The sequence below is a fragment of the Curvibacter cyanobacteriorum genome, from assembly GCF_028649475.1.
Lineage (GTDB): Bacteria > Pseudomonadota > Gammaproteobacteria > Burkholderiales > Burkholderiaceae_C > Curvibacter > Curvibacter cyanobacteriorum.
The window spans coordinates 165,652-184,910 of sequence record NZ_JAQSIP010000008.1 but is presented as its reverse complement, the minus strand read 5'-3'; the positions used below and the strand labels follow the sequence as shown (position 1 = coordinate 184,910).

26 protein-coding genes are annotated in these 19,259 nt (G+C 62.1%); 24 read left to right on the top strand and 2 right to left on the bottom strand.

The annotated features are described in order from the left end of the window. Positions 1-23: 23 nt before the first annotated feature. A complete protein-coding gene (glpK, locus tag PSQ40_RS16820; RefSeq protein ID WP_273953038.1) occupies positions 24-1,517 on the bottom strand; it encodes a glycerol kinase GlpK in 1,494 nt (497 codons plus the stop codon). 28 nt (positions 1,518-1,545) lie between these two features. Further along, complete coding sequence (locus tag PSQ40_RS16815) at positions 1,546-2,313, bottom strand: DeoR/GlpR family DNA-binding transcription regulator (RefSeq protein WP_273953037.1); 768 nt, start codon at positions 2,311-2,313, stop codon at positions 1,546-1,548. Between the two features lie 186 nt (positions 2,314-2,499). Here PSQ40_RS16815 and PSQ40_RS16810 point away from each other — a divergent pair, with 186 nt between their 5' ends. The 24 genes from PSQ40_RS16810 (at position 2,500) to rplQ (ending at position 19,239) form a co-directional block, all read left to right on the top strand. Next, positions 2,500-3,576: an ABC transporter ATP-binding protein gene (locus PSQ40_RS16810; protein ID WP_273953036.1), complete on the top strand. Its 1,077-nt coding sequence runs from the start codon at positions 2,500-2,502 to the stop codon at positions 3,574-3,576. A gap of 2 nt (positions 3,577-3,578) precedes the next feature. Further along, positions 3,579-4,655, top strand: a complete 1,077-nt coding sequence (locus tag PSQ40_RS16805) for an ABC transporter ATP-binding protein (RefSeq protein WP_273953035.1) — start codon at positions 3,579-3,581, stop codon at positions 4,653-4,655. Next, positions 4,652-5,548: a carbohydrate ABC transporter permease gene (locus tag PSQ40_RS16800; protein ID WP_273953034.1), complete on the top strand. Its 897-nt coding sequence runs from the start codon at positions 4,652-4,654 to the stop codon at positions 5,546-5,548. Before PSQ40_RS16805 ends, PSQ40_RS16800 begins: the two co-directional genes overlap by 4 nt. Continuing rightward, positions 5,541-6,353: a carbohydrate ABC transporter permease gene (locus PSQ40_RS16795; protein WP_273953033.1), complete on the top strand. Its 813-nt coding sequence runs from the start codon at positions 5,541-5,543 to the stop codon at positions 6,351-6,353. The genes PSQ40_RS16800 and PSQ40_RS16795 overlap by 8 nt, the downstream gene beginning before the upstream one ends. Positions 6,354-6,363: 10 nt before the next feature. Then, complete coding sequence (locus PSQ40_RS16790; RefSeq protein WP_273953032.1) at positions 6,364-6,672, top strand: DUF2160 domain-containing protein; 309 nt, start codon at positions 6,364-6,366, stop codon at positions 6,670-6,672. 95 nt (positions 6,673-6,767) lie between these two features. Further along, positions 6,768-8,498: an ABC transporter substrate-binding protein gene (locus PSQ40_RS16785; protein WP_273953031.1), complete on the top strand. Its 1,731-nt coding sequence runs from the start codon at positions 6,768-6,770 to the stop codon at positions 8,496-8,498. Between the two features lie 135 nt (positions 8,499-8,633). Further along, entirely contained in the window at positions 8,634-10,223 is a 1,590-nt protein-coding gene (locus PSQ40_RS16780) for a glycerol-3-phosphate dehydrogenase/oxidase (protein WP_273953030.1), read from the top strand. Between the two features lie 183 nt (positions 10,224-10,406). Next, the gene (gene rplN, locus PSQ40_RS16775) at positions 10,407-10,775 is read left to right on the top strand and encodes a 50S ribosomal protein L14 (RefSeq protein ID WP_273928261.1); all 369 of its coding nucleotides are present in this window, start codon (positions 10,407-10,409) and stop codon (positions 10,773-10,775) included. Positions 10,776-10,786: 11 nt separating this feature from the next. Continuing rightward, positions 10,787-11,107, top strand: coding sequence for a 50S ribosomal protein L24 (gene rplX, locus PSQ40_RS16770; RefSeq protein WP_273953029.1), 321 nt, complete (start codon positions 10,787-10,789; stop codon positions 11,105-11,107). A gap of 2 nt (positions 11,108-11,109) precedes the next feature. Next, positions 11,110-11,649: a 50S ribosomal protein L5 gene (rplE, locus tag PSQ40_RS16765; protein ID WP_273953069.1), complete on the top strand. Its 540-nt coding sequence runs from the start codon at positions 11,110-11,112 to the stop codon at positions 11,647-11,649. Between the two features lie 8 nt (positions 11,650-11,657). Further along, a complete protein-coding gene (gene rpsN / locus PSQ40_RS16760) occupies positions 11,658-11,963 on the top strand; it encodes a 30S ribosomal protein S14 (protein WP_273928265.1) in 306 nt (101 codons plus the stop codon). 20 nt (positions 11,964-11,983) lie between these two features. Then, on the top strand, positions 11,984-12,379 hold the full coding sequence (rpsH, locus tag PSQ40_RS16755; RefSeq protein WP_273928267.1) for a 30S ribosomal protein S8: 396 nt from the start codon (positions 11,984-11,986) through the stop codon (positions 12,377-12,379). A gap of 25 nt (positions 12,380-12,404) precedes the next feature. Further along, positions 12,405-12,938 carry a 50S ribosomal protein L6 gene (gene rplF / locus PSQ40_RS16750; protein ID WP_273953028.1) on the top strand — a complete coding sequence of 178 codons (534 nt, stop codon included), beginning with the start codon at positions 12,405-12,407 and terminating at the stop codon, positions 12,936-12,938. A gap of 11 nt (positions 12,939-12,949) precedes the next feature. Then, on the top strand, positions 12,950-13,315 hold the full coding sequence (rplR, locus tag PSQ40_RS16745) for a 50S ribosomal protein L18 (protein WP_273953027.1): 366 nt from the start codon (positions 12,950-12,952) through the stop codon (positions 13,313-13,315). A 17-nt stretch (positions 13,316-13,332) separates the two neighbouring features. After that, the gene (gene rpsE, locus PSQ40_RS16740; RefSeq protein ID WP_273953026.1) at positions 13,333-13,851 is read left to right on the top strand and encodes a 30S ribosomal protein S5; all 519 of its coding nucleotides are present in this window, start codon (positions 13,333-13,335) and stop codon (positions 13,849-13,851) included. A 12-nt stretch (positions 13,852-13,863) separates the two neighbouring features. Then, complete coding sequence (gene rpmD, locus PSQ40_RS16735; RefSeq protein ID WP_273928274.1) at positions 13,864-14,046, top strand: 50S ribosomal protein L30; 183 nt, start codon at positions 13,864-13,866, stop codon at positions 14,044-14,046. 11 nt (positions 14,047-14,057) lie between these two features. After that, positions 14,058-14,492, top strand: coding sequence for a 50S ribosomal protein L15 (gene rplO / locus PSQ40_RS16730; RefSeq protein WP_273953025.1), 435 nt, complete (start codon positions 14,058-14,060; stop codon positions 14,490-14,492). Positions 14,493-14,514: 22 nt separating this feature from the next. Then, on the top strand, positions 14,515-15,834 hold the full coding sequence (gene secY / locus PSQ40_RS16725; RefSeq protein ID WP_273953024.1) for a preprotein translocase subunit SecY: 1,320 nt from the start codon (positions 14,515-14,517) through the stop codon (positions 15,832-15,834). A gap of 155 nt (positions 15,835-15,989) precedes the next feature. Continuing rightward, positions 15,990-16,103: a 50S ribosomal protein L36 gene (gene rpmJ, locus PSQ40_RS16715; RefSeq protein WP_019576345.1), complete on the top strand. Its 114-nt coding sequence runs from the start codon at positions 15,990-15,992 to the stop codon at positions 16,101-16,103. A 26-nt stretch (positions 16,104-16,129) separates the two neighbouring features. Further along, on the top strand, positions 16,130-16,495 hold the full coding sequence (rpsM, locus tag PSQ40_RS16710; RefSeq protein ID WP_019576344.1) for a 30S ribosomal protein S13: 366 nt from the start codon (positions 16,130-16,132) through the stop codon (positions 16,493-16,495). Positions 16,496-16,508: 13 nt separating this feature from the next. Continuing rightward, a complete protein-coding gene (gene rpsK / locus PSQ40_RS16705) occupies positions 16,509-16,913 on the top strand; it encodes a 30S ribosomal protein S11 (protein ID WP_019576343.1) in 405 nt (134 codons plus the stop codon). Between the two features lie 81 nt (positions 16,914-16,994). After that, positions 16,995-17,618: a 30S ribosomal protein S4 gene (rpsD, locus tag PSQ40_RS16700; RefSeq protein ID WP_273928280.1), complete on the top strand. Its 624-nt coding sequence runs from the start codon at positions 16,995-16,997 to the stop codon at positions 17,616-17,618. A gap of 105 nt (positions 17,619-17,723) precedes the next feature. Beyond that, positions 17,724-18,713, top strand: a complete 990-nt coding sequence (locus tag PSQ40_RS16695) for a DNA-directed RNA polymerase subunit alpha (protein WP_273953023.1) — start codon at positions 17,724-17,726, stop codon at positions 18,711-18,713. A 127-nt stretch (positions 18,714-18,840) separates the two neighbouring features. Further along, positions 18,841-19,239, top strand: a complete 399-nt coding sequence (gene rplQ / locus PSQ40_RS16690; RefSeq protein ID WP_273953022.1) for a 50S ribosomal protein L17 — start codon at positions 18,841-18,843, stop codon at positions 19,237-19,239. Positions 19,240-19,259: the final 20 nt, after the last annotated feature.

The following is a 19,259-nucleotide window of genomic DNA, read 5'->3' as shown; positions in this document are numbered from 1 at the left end:
GGTCCGGCCCGACAAGGGCTTTTTCAGGTGGCCGTCGCCTGGCGCACGGCCCGCTCCCAGTGGGCCATGCGCTCTTCGGCGTGGGCCCGGCCCAGCGAAGGCTCGAAGCTGCGCTCGGCGCGCCATTGGTCGCTCAGTTCGTCGGTGCCGGCGTACAGACCGGTGCTCAGCCCGGCCAGGTAGGCCGCGCCCAGCGCGGTGGTCTCGATCACGGCGGGGCGCACCACGGGGATGCCCAGCAGGTCGGCCTGCATCTGCATCAGCAGGTCGTTGACGCAGGCGCCGCCGTCCACGCGCAGCTCGGTCACCGGGCTGCCCCCTGCGGCCACGGCGTCGCGGCTCATGGCTTGCAGCAGGGCGGTGCTTTGGAACGCAATGCTCTCCAGCGCGGCGCGGGCGATGTGGGCCAGCGTGGTGCCCCGCGTGATGCCGGTGATGGTGCCGCGGGCTTCGGGGTCCCAGTAGGGGGCGCCCAGGCCGGTGAAGGCCGGCACCATCATCACGCCGCCCGCATCGGGCACGCTTTGCGCGAGGGTCTGCACCTCGCTGCTGGCCTGGATGGCGTTGAGGCCGTCACGCAGCCACTGCACCACGGCGCCACCGACGAACACACTGCCCTCGATGGCGTACTCGGTCTGACGGCTGGGCTGGGCGGCACTGGTGGTCAGCAGGCCGTTTTTCGAAGTCTGGAAGGTGTTGCCGGTGTGCATCAGCATGAAGCAGCCGGTGCCATAGGTGTTCTTGGCCATGCCGGCGCGGAAGCAGGCCTGGCCGAACAGCGCACTTTGCTGGTCGCCCGCGACGCCGCCGATGCGGATCGGTGCGCCCAGCAGCTCAGGCCGCACCTGGCCGTAGTCGGCGCTCGAGGGGCGCACCTCGGGCATCAGGCTGGCGGGGATGCCCAGCAGGGCCAGCAGGTCGGGGTCCCAGCGGTTGTGGCGGATGTCAAACAACATGGTGCGGGCCGCGTTGCTGACGTCAGTGGCATGGACGGCGCCGCCGGTGAGCTGCCACATCAGCCAGCTGTCCACGGTGCCGAATGCCAGCTCGCCGGCCTCGGCCTGGGCCCGCGCACCGGGGACGTGGTGGAGGATCCATTGCAGCTTGGTGGCCGAGAAGTAGGCGTCCACCAGCAGGCCGGTGCGCTGCTGGATCAGGCCCGCATGGCCTTGTTCACGCAACTGGGCACAGGCCGGTTCGGCGCGCCGGTCCTGCCAGACGATGGCGTGGTGGATGGGCTGGCCCGTCTTGCGGTTCCAGACCACGGTCGTTTCACGTTGGTTGGTGATGCCCACCGCGTGGATGTCGCGCGCGCTCAGGCCGGCTTGCTTGAGCACGGCGCGTGCGGTGTCGATCTGGGTTTGCCAGATCAGGCGCGGGTCGTGTTCGACCCAGCCGGGCTGTGGGTAGATCTGGGGCAGCTCCTGCTGGGCCTGGGCCACCACATGGCCTTGGCGGTCGAACACGATGCTGCGCGAGCTGGAGGTGCCCTGGTCAAGGGCCAACAAATAAGTCATGGGAAGTGCGTCCAGGGCAGGGAAGGGGTCAGTCCAGGCAGAGCTCCAGCCGCACGCCGGCGTCTTCGAGCAGTTGGGGGAAGGGGCTGGGGGGCTGGGCGTCGGTGAACAGACGGTCGATCTGGGCCAGGGTGGCGGCCTCGACCATGGCGGGGCGGTTGAACTTGCTGGCGTCAGCGGCCAACCACACCTCGCGCGCGTGTTCGATGATGGTCTGGGCGACTTTCACCTCCCTGTAATCGTAGTCACGCAATGATCCGTCGGACTCGATGCCCGAGATGCCGATCAGCGCGATGTCGACCTTGAACTGGCGGATGAAGTCGACCGCCGCTTCGCCCACGATGCCGCGGTCACGCGCGCGCACCACGCCGCCCGCCACGATCACCTCGAAGCTCGGGTTGCGGCACAGCAGGGCCGCCACATTGAGGTTGTTGGTGATCACACGCAGGCCGGTGTGGTGCAGCAGGGCCTCGGCGATCGCCTCGGTGGTGGTGCCGATGTTGAGGATCAGCGAGCAGTCATTGGGCACTTGCCGCGCCACCGCGCGCGCGATGCGGGCCTTGCCTTCAGCGTTGAGGTTCTGCCGCTGCGGGTGGGCGATGTTTTCAGTGGTGGAGCTGGGCACCCGGACGCCGCCATGGAAGCGGGTCAGCGTGCCACTTTCGGCCAGGCGTTGCACGTCGCGACGCACAGTCTGCAGGGTGACCGAGAGTTCTTCGGCCAGCTCTTCCACCGTCACCGAGCCACGCTCGCGCACGACGTCGATCAGTTTGAGTTGTCGGGGGTTGAAGTTCACGGGGCAGGCGAGGGCTAGGTTGGAGTCAGGGACTTTAAAGGGAAACAAAAGGAACTGGTTAAGGGTTAACCAGAATCAAAAGCGAATCAAAAAGAACAATAATCGCAAAATTCCGAAAATTGGAAGCCAAGTTGGTGCCAGCATCTTGCTGGTCCTCTGTGAGACAAAACGTTGAAAGGTTGCGTGATGCAGCTGGTATTGGAAGGCATTGGCAAGAAGATGGGGGCGGAGACCTGGCTCTACCCCATGGACTTGGCTTTGCAAAGCGGCGCCGTGACGGTGCTTCTGGGGGCCACCCAGGCGGGCAAGACCAGCCTGATGCGCATCATGGCGGGGCTGGACACCCCCAGCCAGGGGCGGGTCCGCGTGGACGGTCAGGACGTGACTGGGGTGCCGGTGCGCCAGCGCGACGTGTCCATGGTGTACCAGCAGTTCATCAACTACCCCTCGATGACGGTGGCGCGCAACATCGCGTCGCCGCTGCTGCTGCGCAAGGACCCCAACGTCGACCAGCGGGTGCGCGAGCTGGCCGCCAAGCTGCACATCGAGATGTTCCTGGAGCGGCTGCCGGCCGAGTTGTCGGGGGGGCAGCAGCAACGCGTGGCCCTGGCCCGGGCGCTGGCCAAGCAGGCGCCCCTGATGCTGCTCGACGAGCCCCTGGTGAACCTCGACTACAAGCTGCGCGAGGAACTGCGCGAAGAACTGACCCAGCTGTTTGCCAGCGGGAATTCGACCGTCGTCTACGCCACCACCGAGCCCGGTGAAGCCCTGTTGCTGGGCGGTTACACCGCGGTGCTCGACCAGGGCGAACTGCTGCAGTACGGCCCGACGGCCGAGGTGTTTCACCGCCCGCGTTCGCTGCGCGTGGCGCGCGCCTTCAGCGATCCTCCGATGAACCTGCTGAGCGCCGACGCCCAGGGGGCGACCCTGAACCTGCGCGGCGGCCCCAGCCTGTCGCTGGACTTGCCCAGCCGCGTCTCGGGCTCCCAGGTCACGGTCGGCCTGCGCGCCCCGGCGTTGCGGGTGCAGGCGCGCCCGGGCGACGTGGCCCTGGCGGGTCAGGTCGAACTGGCCGAGATCTCGGGCTCCGACACCTTTGTCCACGTCCACACGGCGGTGGGCGAACTGGTGGCCCAGCTGACCGGGGTGCACTACTTTGACCTCGGTGCGCCGATCACGGTTTATTTCAGCCCGGCCCAGGCCTATGTCTTTGACGGCAGCGGCGACCTGGCCGTGGCCCCCGAACGCGCCAAAGGACACTGAAGATGGCCCGCATTGAACTCGACCTGGCCCACGCCTACCGGCCCAACCCGCAGCAAGACAGCGACTACGCGCTGCTGCCGCTGAAGATGACCTTCGAGGACGGTGGCGCCTACGCGCTGCTGGGCCCCTCGGGCTGCGGCAAGACCACGCTGCTCAACATCACCTCGGGCCTGCTGCAACCTTCGCACGGCAAGGTGCTGTTCGACGGCCGCGACATGACCCGCCAGAGCCCGCAAGAGCGCAACATCGCGCAGGTGTTCCAGTTCCCGGTCATCTACGACACCATGACCGTGGCCGAGAACCTGGCCTTTCCGCTGCGCAACCGCAAGGTGCCCGAAGCGCAGATCAAGAAGCGCGTGGGCGAGATCGCCGAGATGCTGGACATGAGCGGTCAGCTCAACCAGCGCGCCGCCGGCCTGGCCGCCGACGCCAAGCAAAAGATCTCGCTCGGCCGCGGCCTGGTGCGCCCCGATGTGGCGGCGGTGCTGTTCGATGAGCCGCTGACCGTGATCGACCCGCACCTCAAGTGGCAACTCCGGCGCAAGCTCAAGCAGATCCACCACGAACTCAAGCTGACCCTGGTGTACGTGACGCACGACCAGGTCGAGGCGCTGACTTTTGCCGACCAGGTGGTGGTGATGACGCGCGGCCGTGCCGTGCAGGTGGGGCCGGCCGACGCGCTGTTCGAGCGCCCGCAGCACACCTTTGTTGGTCACTTCATTGGGTCGCCGGGCATGAACTTCCTCCACGCCGAGGTGCGTGGCGCCCAGCTGCTGCTGGCCGGGGACGAGTGGCCCCTGCCTGCCGGGGTGCGCTTGCCCGAAGGCCCGCTCAAGCTGGGCGTGCGCCCCGAGTACGTCGAAGTCACCGCCCCCCATGCGCCCGGTGCCGTGGCCGCCACGGTGCGCCAGGTGCAGGACGTGGGTACCCACCTGATGCTGACCGCCGAGTTGCAGGGCGTGCCCCTCAAGGCGCGCCTGGGCGTGGAGTGGCTGACCCTGAAGGCCGGCGACCCGGTCTGGCTGCAGCTGCTGGGCCCGCACAGCTGCTTTTATGTGAATGAGGAACTGGTGTCATGAGCGCCGTCAACAAACCCGTGAACCAGAAAGCCTGGTTCCTGATCCTGCCCGTGATCCTGTGCGTGGCCTTCTCGGCCATCGTGCCGCTGATGACGGTGGTCAATTACTCGGTGCAGGACATCATCTCGCCCGAGCGCCGCGTCTTTGTCGGCACCGAGTGGTTTGTCGCCGTGATGCGCGACAGCGAGCTGCACAGCGCCCTGCTGCGCCAGTTGCTGTTCTCGCTGGCGGTGCTGGCGGTCGAGCTGCCGCTGGGCGTGCTGCTGGCGCTGTCGATGCCCGCCCAGGGCTGGAAGTCGTCGGCCGTGCTGGTGGTGGTGGCGCTGTCGCTGCTGATCCCCTGGAACGTGGTGGGCACCATCTGGCAGATCTACGGCCGCGAGGACATCGGCCTGCTGGGCCACACCCTGCACCAACTGGGCATCAACTACAGCTACACCGGCAACGCCACCGACGCCTGGCTGACCGTGCTGGTGATGGACGTCTGGCACTGGACCCCGCTGGTGGCGCTGCTGGGCTTTGCCGGGCTGCGCAGCATCCCCGACGCCTACTACCAGGCGGCCCGCATTGACGGGGCCTCCAAGCTGGCGGTGTTCCGCTACATCCAGCTGCCCAAGATGCGCGGCGTGCTGATGATCGCCGTGCTGCTGCGTTTCATGGACAGCTTCATGATCTACACCGAGCCCTTCGTGCTGACCGGTGGCGGCCCCGGCAACGCCACCACCTTCCTGAGCCAGTACCTGACGCAGAAGGCCGTGGGTCAGTTCGACCTGGGCCCGGCCGCAGCCTTCTCGCTCATCTACTTCCTGATCATCCTTTTGCTCTGCTTCATCCTCTACAACTGGATGCAAAGCGTGGGCACGCAGAACCCGGAGGAGACCGGCCATGCATGAGAACCGCTTCCACAAGCGCAGCATTTTTCTGGCGCTGTACTTGGTGTTTGCCTTGTTGCCCATCTACTGGATGATCAACATGAGCTTCAAGACGAACGAGGAGATCCTGTCGAGCTTCTCGTTCTTCCCGCAGCACTTCACCTGGGCCAATTACCGGACCATTTTCACCGACCCGTCCTGGTACTCGGGCTACATCAACTCGCTGATCTATGTGGCCATCAACACCGTGATCTCGGTGGCGGTGGCCCTGCCTGCGGCCTACGCTTTTTCGCGTTACCGCTTCCTGGGTGACAAGCATGTGTTCTTCTGGTTGCTGACCAACCGCATGACGCCGCCCGCCGTGTTCCTGCTGCCCTTCTTTCAGCTCTACACCACGGTCGGTCTGATGGACACCCACATCGCGGTGGCGCTGGCGCACCTGCTGTTCAACGTGCCCTTGGCGGTGTGGATTCTCGAAGGCTTCATGGGCGGCATCCCGCGTGAGATCGACGAGACCGCCTACATCGACGGCTACAGCTTCCCGCGCTTCTTCCTGACCATCTTCCTGCCTTTGATCAAGGCCGGCGTGGGCGTGGCGGCGTTCTTCTGCTTCATGTTCAGCTGGGTGGAGCTGCTGCTGGCGCGCACGCTCACCAGCGTCAACGCCAAGCCCATCGTGGCCACCATGACCCGCACCGTGTCGGCCTCCGGCATGGACTGGGCCACCCTGGCGGCAGCGGGCGTGCTGACCATCGTGCCGGGCGCGATCGTGATCTGGTTTGTGCGCCACTACATCGCGAAGGGTTTCGCGATGGGCCGTGTTTAAGGAGACCGCAATGCTTGAATGGATGGCCTGGACCCTGCCCGTGGCGGTGTTCTTCATCTCCATCGTCCTGATGCTGATTGGCATGACGGTGTGGGAAATCCGCTCGCCCACGGTGGAGCGCAAGGGCTTTTTGCCGCTGCGCACCACGCGCGGCGATCGCCTCTTCATTGGCCTGCTCAGCGCGGCCTATGTGAACCTGATGTTTGTGGGCCTCAGTGACAAGTTCCAAGCTTGGCTGAGCCTCGAGTCCGAGCCCTCGGTGTGGGTCAGCTTTGTGCTGTCCATGGGGGTTCTGGCGTTCGTCATGCACAAGGGCTGAGGGGCCCTGTGGAACGGCAGGAATTCGGCTCGACCCTTCCCCGGGGCCGGACAACCTTTTCATAAACCGGGGATTTGCACTTGAGGAGACATCTCATGAAATTGCGTTACACGGCGCTCGCCATGGCCGCGGCCCTGGTCGCCGGTTCTTACGCCCATGCTGGCGAAGCCGAAGCCAAGAAGTGGATCGACAGCGAGTTCCAGCCGTCCACCTTGTCCAAGGACAAGCAGATGGCCGAAATGAAGTGGTTTATCGAGGCCGCCAAGAAGTTGCAGGCCAAGGGCGTGAAGGAAATCTCGGTGGTGTCCGAAACCATCACCACCCACGAATACGAGTCCAAGACCCTGGCCAAGGCGTTTGAAGAAATCACCGGCATCAAGGTCAAGCACGACCTGATCCAAGAAGGTGACGTGGTCGAAAAGCTGCAGACCTCGATGCAGTCGGGCAAGTCCATCTATGACGGCTGGATCAGCGACTCCGACCTGATCGGTACCCACTACCGCTACGGCAAGATCATGAACCTGACCGACTACATGGCCGGTGCAGGCAAGGAGTTCACCAACCCCGATCTGGACCTGAAGGACTTCATCGGTGCCAGCTTCACCACCGCCCCGGACGGCAAGCTGTACCAACTGCCCGACCAGCAGTTCGCCAACCTGTACTGGTTCCGTGCCGACCTGTTCGCGCGCAAAGACCTGCAAGACAAGTTCAAGGCCAAGTACGGCTACGAACTGGGCGTGCCGCAAAACTGGAGCGCCTACGAAGACATCGCCGAGTTCTTCACCAACGACGTGAAGACCATCGACGGCAAGCCGATCTACGGTCACATGGACTACGGCAAGAAGGACCCGTCGCTGGGCTGGCGTTTCACCGACGCCTGGCTGTCGATGGCCGGTACCGCCGACAAGGGCATCCCGAACGGCATGCCGGTGGACGAGTGGGGCATCCGTGTCGCCGCCGACAAGTGCACCCCGGTGGGCGCCTCGGTGTCGCGCGGTGGTGCCACCAACTCGCCGGCAGCGGTCTACGCCCTGACCAAGTACGTGGACTGGATGAAGAAGTACGCGCCCAAGGAAGCCTCGGGCATGACCTTCGGCGAAGCCGGCCCGGTGCCGGCCCAAGGCCAGATCGCGCAGCAGATCTTCTGGTACACCGCCTTCACGGCCGACATGACCAAGAAGGGTCTGCCGGTGGTGAACGAGGACGGCACGCCGAAGTGGCGCATGGCGCCCGGCCCGAACGGCCCGTACTGGAAGCAAGGCATGCAGAACGGCTACCAGGACGTGGGTTCGTGGACCTTCTTCAAGGGCCATGACGCCAACAAGACCGCTGCCGCCTGGCTGTACGCCCAGTTCGTGACCGCCAAGACCGTGTCGGCCAAGAAGTCGGTGGTGGGTCTGACCTTCATCCGTGACAGCGACATCCGCCACGACTACTTCACCCAGAACGCCGCCAAGTACGGTGGCCTGATCGAGTTCTACCGCAGCCCGGCCCGCGTGGCCTGGACCCCGACCGGCAACAACGTGCCCGACTACCCCAAGCTGGCCCAGCTGTGGTGGAAGAACGTGGCCCAGGCCGTCACGGGTGAAAAGACCCCGCAAGCCGCGATGGACAACCTGGCCGAGGAAATGGACCAGGTCATGGCCCGCCTCGAGCGCGCCGGCATGGCCAGCTGCGCCCCCAAGCTGAACCCGAAGAGCGACGCCTCCAAGTGGCTGAGCGACAAGGGGGCACCGTGGGCCAAGCTGGCCAACGAGAAGCCGAAGGGCGAAACCGTCAACTACGACAAGCTGTTGCAGGCTTGGAAGGACGGCAAGGTTCGCTGAGCCCCGGCTGAGCGAACAGGTTCCGGTGCCGGCCTTCGGGCGGGCGCCGGATTGGAATCCCCGCAGGGCGCCTGCAAGGCCCTGCCCTGAATGCCAGACCTGCCGGCCCTGCCCGGCGGGTCTGCCCGTAAAGACATGAGCGATACCCCACTGCCCCAAGCGACCCTGCGAGCCGACCTCATCGAGCGTCTGGCGCAGCCGCGTGTCTATGACCTGGCCATCATCGGTGGCGGGGCCACTGGTCTGGGGGTGGCGCTGGACGCGGCCCTGCGTGGCCTGAGCGTGGTGCTGCTGGAGTCGCACGACTTTGCCAAAGGCACTTCGTCGCGCGCCACCAAGCTGGTGCACGGCGGTGTGCGCTACCTGGCCCAGGGCAACATCTCCCTGGTGCGCGAAGCGCTGCACGAGCGCACCACCCTGCTGAACAACGCGCCCCACCTGGCGCAACCCTTGCCGTTTGTGATGCCGTCCTACCACTGGTGGGAGTCGCCGTTCTACGGCATCGGCCTCAAGATGTACGATGCCCTGGCTGGCAAGGCTGGCCTGGGCCCCACTGAATTCCTGGGCCAGGCGCGCACCCGTGCCTGCCTGCCCACCATCAGCGAAGAGCACCTCTGGGGTGGCGTCAAGTACTGGGATGGCCAGTTCGATGACGCGCGCCTGGCCCTGGTGCTGGCGCGCTCCGCCGCCCAGCTGGGCGCTTTGCTGGTCAATTACTGTGCCGTCACCGGCCTGCACCACAGCCAGGGCCGCGTCGACGGTCTCAGCTGTGTCGATCAGGAGACCGGTCAGACCCATGAGGTGCGTGCCCGGTGTGTGGTGAACGCCGCTGGGGTGTGGGTCGATGCGCTGCGCCAGATGGATGGCGAGGCCATGGGTCGGGCCAGCAAGCCCATGGTGGCCCCCAGCCAGGGGGTGCACGTGGTCGTGGACCGCGAGTTCCTGCCCGGCGACCACGCGTTGCTGGTGCCCAAGACGGCCGACGGCCGGGTGCTGTTTGCCGTGCCCTGGTTGGGCAAGGTCATCCTGGGCACCACCGACACCCCGCGCAACGACCTCGCGCGCGAGCCCGAAGCCTTTGCCGACGAAGTGGCCTTCATCCTGGAGGAGTCCGCGCGCTACCTCAAGCGCGCGCCGCGCCGCGAGGACGTGCGCAGCGTCTGGGTGGGGCTGCGCCCGCTGGTCAAGCCGGTCGAGGACGACGGCAACACCAAGGGCATCAGCCGCGAACACACGGTGGCGGTCAGCAAGTCCGGCCTGGTCACGGTGACCGGCGGCAAGTGGACCACCTACCGCGCGATGGCCGAGGACGTGTTGCAAAAATGCGAACAGGCCGGGCTGCTGTCCAGCCTGCCCGCCTCCCGCACGGCCCAGCACCGCCTGGTCGGCGCGCCGGCGGCCGGGGTGGCCACGGTGCGCCTGAGCCAGCCGCCGGGCAGCCACCTGTACGGCGACGAAGCCGCGCTGCTGGACAGTCTGCCAGGGCATGATCGCTGGATCGGTCCGAACCTGTCCGAAGCAATGGTACGATTCGCGGCCCGGTACGAATACGCGCGCACCATCGAAGACGTGCTCGCGCGCCGTCACCGCATGCTCTTCCTGGACGCCCGCGCCGCAGCTGCCGCGGCGCCCGCCGTGGCCCTGATCCTCGAGCAGGAATTGGGTTTGCCGCAATCGGTCGAAGACTTCCTGGCGCTGGCCCAGCGCTACGCGACCCTCCCCTGATATTTCAGCGGGGAGGGATTGACGCCACCCGCTTTTTTTGCAATACTCACAGGCTTCGCTGTAAAAAGTGAAGTTTCTTGCCCAGCGGAAGCGCCGCAAATGGTTTGCGGCGCGGACGACGGGCCCAAGACTGACTGGTGCTTTTGATGGTCAAGAGCCCTGGTACAAGTTGGGAATATTGAAATGATCCAGACAGAATCTCGGTTAGAGGTTGCCGACAACACTGGCGCCAAGTCCGTCCTGTGCATCAAGGTGCTCGGCGGTTCCAAGCGTCGTTATGCAAGTGTTGGCGACATCATCAAGGTGAGCATCAAAGAAGCCGCTCCGCGTGGTCGCGTCAAAAAAGGCGAGATCTACAGCGCAGTGGTCGTTCGCACCGCCAAGGGCATCCGCCGTGGCGATGGCTCGCTCGTTAAATTTGACGGCAACGCAGCAGTGCTGCTGAACGCCAAGCTGGAGCCGATCGGCACCCGCATCTTTGGACCCGTGACGCGTGAACTGCGTAACGAAAAGTTCATGAAGATCGTGTCCCTGGCTCCTGAAGTTCTCTGAGGACGCGAATCATGAACAAGATCCGCAAAGGCGATGAAGTGATCGTGCTCACGGGGCGCGACAAGGGTAAGCGCGGTCAAGTGGTGCTGCGCAAGGACGACTCCCACCTGATCGTGGAAGGCGTCAACCTGGTTAAGAAGCACACCAAGCCGAACCCCCTGAAGGGTACGACCGGTGGCATCGTGGAAAAGACCATGCCTATCCACCAGTCCAACGTGGCCATTTTCAATGCCGCCACTGGCAAGGCTGACCGCGTGGGCATCAAGCTGCAAGCTGACGGCAAGCGCGTTCGCGTTTACAAGTCCAGCGGCGAAGAAATCAAGGTGGCATGACCATGGCACGACTGCAACAACACTACCGCGAAAAAGTGGCCCCGGAACTGATTGCCAAGTTTGGCTACACGTCTCCGATGCAAGTGCCGCGTCTGACCAAGATCACCCTGAACATGGGCGTGAGCGAAGCTGTGTCGGACAAGAAGGTCATGGACAACGCCGTTGGCGACCTGACCAAGATTGCCGGCCAAAAGCCCGTGGTGACCAAGGCCAAGAAGGCCATCGCCGGTTTCAAGATCCGTGAAGGCCAAGCCATTGGCTGCATGGTGACCCTGCGTGGCGTTCAGATGTATGAATTCCTGGACCGCTTTGTGACCATTGCCCTGCCCCGCGTCCGCGACTTCCGCGGTATCTCGGGTCGTGCCTTTGACGGCCGTGGCAACTACAACATCGGCGTCAAAGAACAAATCATCTTCCCGGAAATTGAGTACGACAAGGTCGATGCCCTGCGCGGTCTCAATATCAGCATCACCACGACGGCCAAGACGGACGAAGAGTGCAAGGCACTGCTCGCCGGCTTCCGTTTCCCGTTCAAGAACTGAGGTGTCGTGTGGCTAAAGTAGCTTTGATCGAGCGCGAGCTCAAGCGAGAAAAACTGGTTGCCAAGTTCGCGAAAAAACACGCTGAACTGAAGGCCATCGCCAACGATTCCAAGCGTAGCGAAGAAGAGCGTGCTGCTGCCCGTCTGGGTCTGCAAAAGCTCCCGCGCAACGCCAACCCGACCCGTCAACGCAACCGTTGCGAGATCACGGGCCGTCCGCGTGGCACCTTCCGTCAATTCGGTCTGGGCCGTGCAAAGATTCGTGAACTGGCATTTGCTGGTGATATCCCCGGTATCACCAAAGCCAGCTGGTAAGCAGGCAGGAGAGATTAAACATGAGCATGAGTGATCCCATCGCTGACTTGCTGACCCGCATCCGCAACGCACAAATGGTGGCCAAGGCTACCGTGCTGGTTCCTTCTTCCAAAGTGAAGGTTGCCATCGCCCAAGTGCTGAAGGATGAAGGCTATATCGACGGCTTCCAAGTGAAGGCAGTTGAAGGCAAGTCCGAACTCGAAATTTCCCTGAAGTACTACGCTGGTCGTCCGGTGATTGAGCGCATCGAGCGCGTCAGCCGCCCCGGCCTGCGTGTCTACAAGGGCCGTGACGCCATCCCCCAAGTCATGAATGGCCTCGGCGTGGCCATCGTCACCACCCCCAAGGGCGTGATGACCGATCGCAAAGCACGTGCTACCGGTGTCGGTGGCGAAGTGCTCTGCTATGTGGCTTAAACCGTGACATTGAGGAGAAACTGAAATGTCCCGCGTAGGCAAAGCACCGGTCGCCATCCCCCAAGGTGTGGATGTGCAGATCAAAGACGACCAAATCAGCGTGAAGGGCACCGGCGGTGCTCTGACCCTGGCGCAAAACGCCCTGGTGAAGGTCACTATCGAAGACGGCAAGCTGACGTTTGCCCCCACCAACGACTCCCGCGAAGCGAACGCCATGTATGGCACGTTCCGTCAGCTGGTCAACAACATGGTCGTTGGCGTGAGCAAGGGTTTTGAGAAGAAGCTGACCTTGGTCGGCGTGGGCTACAAGGCCGCTGCTCAAGGCACCAAGCTGAACCTGGCTGTGGGTTACTCCCACCCCGTGAACATCGAAATGCCCCAAGGCATTACTGTGGCCACTCCGACGGCAACCGAAATCTTGATCAAGGGCGCTGACCGTCAGCGCGTGGGTCAAGTGGCTGCCGAGATCCGTGCTGTTCGTCCGCCCGAGCCTTACAAGGGCAAGGGTATCCGTTATTCGGACGAGAAGATCACGATCAAAGAGACCAAGAAGAAGTAAGGAGCTGCAGCATGTTGACCAAAAAAGAGCAGCGTCTGCGCCGTGCACGTCAAACTCGCATTCGCATTGCCAATCAAGGCGTTGCGCGTCTGAGCGTGAACCGCACCAACCTGCACATCTACGCCACTGTGATCTCCGGTTGCGGTACCAAGGTGTTGGCCAGCGCATCCACGGCAGAAGCCGAAGTGCGCACCACCCTGGGTGCTTCTGGCAAGGGCGGCAACGCCGCTGCCGCCCAACTGATCGGCAAGCGCATCGCTGAAAAGGCGAAGGCTGCTGGCGTTGAGAAGGTTGCATTCGATCGCGCTGGTTTCGCATACCACGGTCGTGTCAAGGCTCTGGCCGAGGCAGCCCGTGAAGCAGGCCTGCAGTTCTAAGCGGACGGGAATAAAAAATGGCTAAATTTTCACCCCAAGTAAAAGACGAAGGTCGTGACGACGGCATGCGCGAGAAGATGATCGCCGTGAACCGCGTGACCAAAGTGGTTAAGGGCGGCCGAATTCTCGGTTTCGCAGCCCTGACCGTGGTCGGCGATGGCGATGGTCGTGTTGGCATGGGCAAGGGCAAGTCGAAGGAAGTGCCCGCTGCTGTGCAAAAGGCAATGGAAGAAGCCCGTCGCAACATGACCAAGGTCTCCTTGAAGAACGGCACCATCCACCACAACGTGACCGGCCACCATGGCGCCGCGGTTGTGATGATGGCTCCGGCTCCCAAGGGTACCGGCATCATTGCAGGCGGCCCGATGCGTGCTGTGTTCGAAGTGATGGGCGTGACGGACATCGTGGCCAAGAGCCATGGTTCCTCGAACCCTTACAACATGGTCCGCGCAACGTTTGACGCGCTGAAGAACTCCACGACGCCTTCGAACGTCGCGGCCAAGCGCGGCAAGTCTGTTGAAGACCTCTTTGTCTAAGGAAGCCTCCAAATGACAACGCAAAACACCGTGAAGATCCAGCTGGTTCGCAGCCCGATCGGCACCAAGGAATCGCACCGCGCCACCGTTCGTGGTCTGGGCCTGCGCAAGCTGAACAGCATCAGCGAACTGCAGGACAGCCCTGAAGTGCGCGGCATGATTAACAAGATCAGCTACCTGGTCAAAGTGCTCTGAGAGAAGAGAACATGGAACTCAATAGCATCAAGCCCGCAGCTGGCGCCAAGCACGCCAAGCGTCGCGTTGGCCGTGGCATTGGCTCCGGTCTCGGCAAGACGGCCGGCCGTGGTCACAAGGGTCAGAAGTCGCGTTCGGGCGGCTACCACAAGGTGGGTTTCGAAGGCGGTCAAATGCCTCTGCAACGTCGCCTGCCCAAGCGCGGTTTCAAGTCGCATCTGCTGAAGTTCAACGCTGAGATCACCCTGGGCGATCTGGAAGTGCTGGGCCTGGCCGAAGTCGACCTGGGCGCTCTGAAGGTGGCTGGTCTGGTTGGCGAACTGGCCAAGGTTGTCAAGGTCGTCAAGACCGGCACCCTGACCAAGGCTGTCAAGCTCAATGGCATCGGCGCTACCGCCGGCGCCAAGGCAGCGATCGAAGCCGCCGGTGGCAGCTTCGCCGCCTAACAGGCCTTGAAAGACGTCCATCGTGGCAACTAGCGCAGCACAAATGGCAAAGACCGGGAAGTTCGGCGACCTCCGCCGACGTCTGGTGTTTCTGTTGCTCGCGCTCGTGGTGTATCGCATTGGCGCCCACATCCCCGTGCCGGGCATTGACCCGGCGCAGCTCCAGCAGCTCTTCAAGGGCCAGCAGGGTGGGATTCTGAATCTGTTCAACATGTTCTCCGGTGGAGCACTGTCCAGATTCACGGTGTTCGCACTGGGCATCATGCCGTACATCTCGGCGTCGATCATCATGCAACTTCTGTCTTACGTCCTTCCTGCCATGGAGCAGCTCAAGAAGGAAGGTGAGGCAGGTCGTCGCAAGATCACCCAATACACCCGTTACGGGACACTGGGTCTGGCGCTCTTTCAGTCGCTCGGCATTGCCGTGGCGCTGGAAGGCACTGCCGGTCTGGTCATCGCTCCTGGTTTTGGCTTCCGCCTGACCGCTGTGGTGAGTCTGACCGCTGGGACCATGTTCCTGATGTGGCTGGGTGAGCAGATCACTGAGCGCGGTTTGGGTAACGGCATTTCGATCCTGATTTTTGCTGGGATCGCAGCAGGTCTTCCGTCTTCGATCGGTGGCTTGTTGGAGCTGGTCAGCACGGGTGCGATGAGCATCTTGGCCGCCCTGTTCATTGTGGCTGTGGTGATTTTGGTGACTTACTTCGTCGTTTTCGTCGAACGTGGTCAACGGAAGATCCTGGTCAACTATGCCCGACGCCAGGTTGGCAACAAGGTTTATGGGGGCCAGTCTTCCCATCTGCCCTTGAAGCTGAACATGGCTGGTGTGGTGCCGCCGATCTTTGCTTCGTCGATCATCCTGTTGCCGGCAACGGTGGTGGGTTGGTTCAGCACCGGTGAATCGATGCGTTGGTTGAAAGACATCGCAGGTGCGTTGACCCCTGGTCAGCCCATCTACGTGATGTTCTACGCCGCCGCGATCGTATTTTTCTGCTTCTTCTATACGGCGCTGGTTTTCAACAGCCGTGAGACAGCAGATAACTTGAAGAAGAGTGGGGCTTTCGTTCCTGGAATTCGGCCTGGTGACCAGACCGCGCGTTACATCGACAAGATTCTCGTGCGCCTGACCTTGGCGGGTGCGGCTTACATCACGTTCGTGTGTTTGCTGCCTGAGTTCCTGATCCTGAAGTACAACGTTCCGTTTTACTTTGGGGGTACTTCCCTGTTGATCATCGTGGTGGTGACCATGGACTTCATGGCCCAGGTTCAGAACTACATGATGTCGCAGCAGTACGAGTCACTCCTTAAGAAGGCTAACTTCAAGACATCGCCGGGTGGTTGATTTGGCATGGCCTGGTAGCCTCATCCACAGGGTGGGTGAGGTGTTCAGACACTGACCTGGTTACTGTTGAATTGACGCCCTGCGATCTGTCTCGGGCACGTATTGTTTTCCGCGCCAACTGATGGTTGCGGTTTGAAGAGTTTTAGGAGAATGAAATGAGAGTTTCGGCTTCGGTCAAGAAAATTTGCCGCAACTGCAAAATCATCCGCCGCAAAGGCGTGGTGCGTGTGATCTGCACGGATGCACGTCACAAGCAGCGCCAAGGTTGATTTAGACAAGTTATAGAGGACGCACCATGGCACGTATTGCTGGGATTAACATTCCTCCGCACAAGCATGCGGAAATCGGTCTGACCGCCATCTTTGGCATCGGTCGCACCCGCGCTCGCAAGATTTGCGAAGCAACTGGTATCGCTTACACCAAGAAGATCAAGGATCTGACGGACGGCGATCTGGAAAAGATTCGCGAACAAATCGAGCAGTTCACCATTGAAGGTGACCTGCGTCGCGAAACAACGATGAACATCAAGCGCTTGATGGACATCGGTTGCTACCGTGGCTTCCGTCACCGTCGTGGCCTGCCGATGCGTGGTCAACGTACCCGCACCAACGCCCGTACTCGCAAGGGTCCGCGCAAGGCAGCAGCCGCTCTGAAGAAATAATTGAGAGATCAATATGGCAAAAGCACCCGCCAATAACGCAGCACAACGCGTGCGCAAGAAGGTCCGCAAGAACGTTTCTGACGGTATTGCCCACGTTCACGCATCGTTCAACAACACGATCATCACCATCACGGACCGTCAGGGCAACGCCCTGTCCTGGGCTTCGTCGGGTGGTCAAGGCTTCAAGGGCTCCCGCAAGTCCACGCCCTTTGCGGCCCAGGTCGCGTCGGAAGTGGCTGGTCGCGCTGCCATTGAGCAAGGCATCAAGAACCTCGACGTCGAAATCAAGGGTCCCGGCCCCGGCCGTGAGTCCTCTGTTCGTGCACTGGGTGCCCTGGGCATCCGCATCACGTCCATCTCTGATGTGACGCCGGTGCCGCACAACGGCTGCCGCCCCCAAAAGCGTCGTCGTATCTGATTTTGTAAGCCCACCGCCATCGGCTGCGCGCCGATGGCTCCCGCACGTTTCGTGTGGAAGATGACATAAAAGGAAGCTCAAGTGGCACGTTACCTCGGCCCCAAGGCCAAACTCTCCCGCCGTGAAGGCACCGACCTGTTCCTGAAGAGCGCCCGTCGCTCGATCGCGGACAAGGCCAAGTTCGATTCCAAGCCTGGTCAGCACGGCCGCACCTCGGGTGCCCGTACCTCTGACTTCGGTCTGCAACTGCGTGAAAAGCAGAAGGTCAAGCGCATGTACGGCGTGCTGGAAAAGCAATTCCGCCGCTACTTCGAAGAAGCTGACCGTCGCCGTGGCAACACCGGCGCCAACCTGCTGTTCATCCTCGAGTCCCGTCTGGACAACGTGGTGTACCGCATGGGCTTCGGTTCGACCCGCGCTGAAGCACGTCAGCTGGTTTCGCACAAGGCCATCACCGTGAACGGCCAATCGGTCAACATCCCGTCGTACCTGGTCAAGGCCGGTGACGTGATCGCTGTCCGCGAAAAGTCCAAGAAGCAAGGCCGTGTGGCTGAAGCTCTCCAATTGGCTCAACAAGTCGGCATCCCGGCTTGGGTTGAAGTCAATGCGGACAAGGTCGAAGGCACTTTCAAGAAGTCGCCTGACCGTGATGAGTTCGGTGCAGACATCAACGAATCGCTGATCGTTGAACTGTATTCGCGTTAATCATCCGTTCAATTGAAATCGTTCCTATACCGCGGGGCACCGCGGTATAGGTGCTTCACCAGCCTTACCGGTGTAACGAGCCGGGGGTATTGAGAGGAAGTCTGAATGCAAACCAATTTGCTGAAACCCAAAGCAATCACCGTGGAACAGCTTGGCAACAACCGCGCCAAGGTCGCACTGGAACCGTTCGAACGCGGTTACGGTCATACGCTGGGCAACGCCATTCGGCGTGTTCTGCTGTCTTCCATGGTGGGGTACGCAGCGACTGAAGTCACGATCGCCGGTGTTCTGCATGAGTACTCGTCGATTGACGGTGTTCAGGAAGACGTCGTCAACATCCTTCTGAACCTGAAGGGCGTTGTGTTCAAGCTGCACAACCGTGACGAAGTGACCCTGAGCCTGCGCAAGGATGGCGAAGGTGTGGTGACGGCTGGTGACATCCAAACCCCACACGACGTTGAGATCATCAACCCCGACCACGTGATCGCCACGCTGTCGGCGGGTGGCAAGCTCGACATGCAGATCAAGGTGGAAAAGGGCCGTGGCTATGTGCCGGGCAACCTCCGTCGCTTCGCTGACGAGTCGACCAAGTCCATCGGCCGCATCGTTCTCGATGCATCGTTCTCCCCGGTCCGTCGCGTGAGCTACACCGTGGAAAGCGCCCGTGTGGAACAGCGCACCGACCTCGACAAGCTGGTGGTTGAGATTGAAACCAACGGCGCGGTCGCGGCTGAAGATGCCGTGCGTGCTTCGGCCAAGATCCTGGTCGAACAACTGGCGGTGTTCGCGCAACTCGAAGGTGGCGAAATCGCTTCGTTCGACACGCCGTCGCGTCCGGTGGGTGCTTCGTTCGATCCGATCCTGCTGCGTCCTGTCGACGAGCTGGAACTGACCGTCCGTTCGGCCAACTGCCTGAAGGCCGAAAACATCTACTACATCGGCGACCTGATTCAGCGCACCGAGAACGAGTTGCTCAAGACCCCGAACCTGGGTCGCAAGTCGCTCAACGAAATCAAGGAAGTCTTGGCTTCGCGTGGTCTGACCCTGGGCATGAAGCTGGAAAGCTGGCCGCCCGCTGGTTTGGACAAGCGTTAAGCTATAATCTTGGGCTCCGCTCTTTGGTGAGCGGATCACCCCGCTGCCCGGCTCGCGCCAGGGCAGCAAGTGCAACGGCCAGTACCTGATCCGGCTGGCCGTTTTTAAATAAAGAAAGGAAAGCACTATGCGTCACGGACACGGCCTTCGTAAACTCAACCGCACCAGCTCGCACCGCCTGGCGATGCTGCAGAACATGATGAACTCGCTCATCGAGCACGAAGTCATCAAGACCACCGTCCCCAAGGCCAAGGAACTGCGCCGCGTGGTTGAGCCCATGATCACCCTGGCCAAGGTCGACACCGTCGCCAACCGCCGTCTGGCTTTTGACCGCCTGCGCGACCGCGACAGCGTCACCAAGCTGTTCAACGACCTGGGCCCGCGTTTCAACGCCCGTCCCGGTGGCTACACCCGCATCCTGAAGATGGGTTACCGTGTTGGCGACAACGCCCCCATGGCCCTGGTTGAACTGGTTCAACGCGCTGAAGAAAATAATTCTGCTGAAGCCGCTCAAGCTGCTGAATAACAGGTTATACTACTAGCTTA